Source organism: Variovorax sp. 20P10.2.4 (assembly GCF_058244205.1).
Genome location: NZ_JBZAYE010000969.1, coordinates 1 through 1,966 on the forward strand (window position 1 = coordinate 1; position 1,966 = coordinate 1,966).

General features: G+C 74.2%; 3 protein-coding genes. All 3 read right to left on the bottom strand.

The window, feature by feature from the left end:
• The coding region (locus tag AC27VN_RS40040) for an ATP-binding cassette domain-containing protein (protein WP_490880295.1) at positions 1 to 339 on the bottom strand (339 nt) is incomplete at its 3' end.
• Positions 336 to 1,337 carry a FecCD family ABC transporter permease gene (locus AC27VN_RS40045; RefSeq protein ID WP_490880296.1) on the bottom strand — a complete coding sequence of 334 codons (1,002 nt, stop codon included), beginning with the start codon at positions 1,335 to 1,337 and terminating at the stop codon, positions 336 to 338. The genes AC27VN_RS40045 and AC27VN_RS40040, both read right to left, overlap by 4 nt.
• On the bottom strand, positions 1,334 to 1,966 hold a 633-nt coding region (locus AC27VN_RS40050; protein ID WP_490880297.1), incomplete at its 5' end, for an ABC transporter substrate-binding protein. The genes AC27VN_RS40045 and AC27VN_RS40050, both read right to left, overlap by 4 nt.

A 1,966-nucleotide genomic window follows, 5' to 3' on the forward strand; every position in this document is an offset into this window, starting at 1 on the left:
CAGCGCGGGATCTGGCGCGCGGCCCGGGCGCTGCAGCTGCAGCATCTCGCGCACCGTCAGGTCCCAATGGCTCTCGCCGTGCTGCGCGACATAGCCGATGTGGCGCGCGAGCTCGGCCGGTTTCCATTGGTCGAGCCCGCGCCCGAGCAGCGCGACACGGCCCTCGCGCGGGCGCACCAGACCGAGCGCGGCGCGCAGCAGCGTGGTCTTGCCCGAGCCGTTGGGGCCGACGATGCCGAACAGGCCACGCTCGGGGATCGCGAGGTCGATGCCGTCGAGCAGGGTGCGGCCCGAGGCCTGCACCCGCAGGCCTTCGAGGCGCAGGGCATCGGCCGTCATCCGCGCCTCCACAGCAGCAGCGCGAGGAAGAAGGGACCGCCGATCAGCGCCGTCAGCAGGCCCGCGGGGATCTCGCTCGGGGCCATGGCCGAGCGCGCCAGCGCATCCACCAGCACCATGAGGCCGCCGCCCGCGATGGCGCAGGGAACGGTGAGCCGCGCATGCAGCGGGCCGATCCACCAGCGCATCACGTGCGGCACGATCAGGCCCACGAAGCCGATCAGGCCGCCCCAGCTCACGGCCAGCGCGGTCGCGAGCGAGGCCACGAGCACGGCACGCGCCGAGAACGAGGCGGCGCGCACGCCCATCGCATGGGCCGTGTCCTCGCCCAGGCCGAGCGCGTCGAGGCCGCGGCCCAGGGCGCGCACCAGCAGCACCAGCACCAGCAGCACGGGCGCGAGCACGGCGATCTCGGCGCTCGTCGGCGTCTGCACGCCGCCGAGCTGCCACGAGATGATGGCGCGCAGGTTGGTCGACTCGTCGCCGAACACGATCACGATGAGGCTGCGCAGCGCCGCGAGGATCGCGGCCAGCCCGACGCCCGCGAGCAGCAGGCGGTTGCTCTGCCAGCCACCGCCGAGCCTGCCGGCCAGCAGCACCAGCCAGCTCGCGCCCCAGGCGCCCGCGAAGGCCAGCACCGGCAGGCTCAGCGCGGTGGGCACCAGCGCCGGCAGCAGCAGCGAGACCGCGGCGCCCACGGCCGCGCCGCTGGCGCTACCGAGCAGATAGGGTTCGGCCAGCGGATTGCGGAACACGCCCTGGAACACCAGGCCCGCCAGCGACAGGCTGGCGCCGACGAAGAAGGCCCCGGCCACGCGCGGCGCGCGCCACACGCGCACCAGTTCGGCCTGCAAGGTGTCGGTGCCCCACCATTGCGTGGGCCAGACCGTGGCGGCGCCCACGCTCAGCGCGAGCACCACGGCCGCTGCCAGCAGCAGGAGCAGCACGAGCCACACCGTGGCCATCGATGCACGTCGGCCGTCGGTCGCGTGCCTCATGCGCAGCGCTCCGGATGCAGCGCGCGCGCGTACTGCTCGACGGCCTCGATCTGGCGCGGACCTGGAATCAGCTTGTGGCCGCGCTCGAGCACGACCACGCGGTTCGTGCGCACGGCGCGCAGCGTGTGCCAGCCGGGGCGCTGGCCGATCAGCGCCGGATCGCGCGGCACCTGCTGCAGCGAGACGATCACGTCGGGGTCGCGCGCGAAGATCGCTTCGGCGCTGACCTGGGCCGCGCCCTGGAGGTCGGCGAACACGTTGCGTCCGCCGGCCCAGCCCAGCGCGTCGTTGGCATAGTGGCCCGTGCCCACGGTCTGGAAGGCGCCGCGCGCGGCGGCCGCCGTTTCGAAATAGACGCTGCGGCGCGGCGCACCCTCGAGCCGGCGCTCGATCGCGGCCAGCCGCGCCTGCATGTCCTCGCGCACCCGGCGGGCCTGTTCGTCGGCACCCGTCGCGCGCCCGAGCAGGTCGATGTTGCGGAACACCGAGGGCAGGTCGGGATGCGCGAGCACCACGCAGGGCAGCTTCGCGCGGTCGAAGGCATCGACCAGCGACAGCGCCGAATGGTGCGAGGGCGTGACCACGAGCAGGTCGGGCTGGAAGGCGGCCACCGCCTCGGCCGAGTAGCC

What these genes read in the sequence shown, in the direction of transcription:
- AC27VN_RS40045 (WP_490880296.1), bottom strand. Translation starts at nt 1,337, where the DNA reads ATGAGGCACGCGACCGACGGCCGACGTGCATCGATGGCCACGGTGTGG.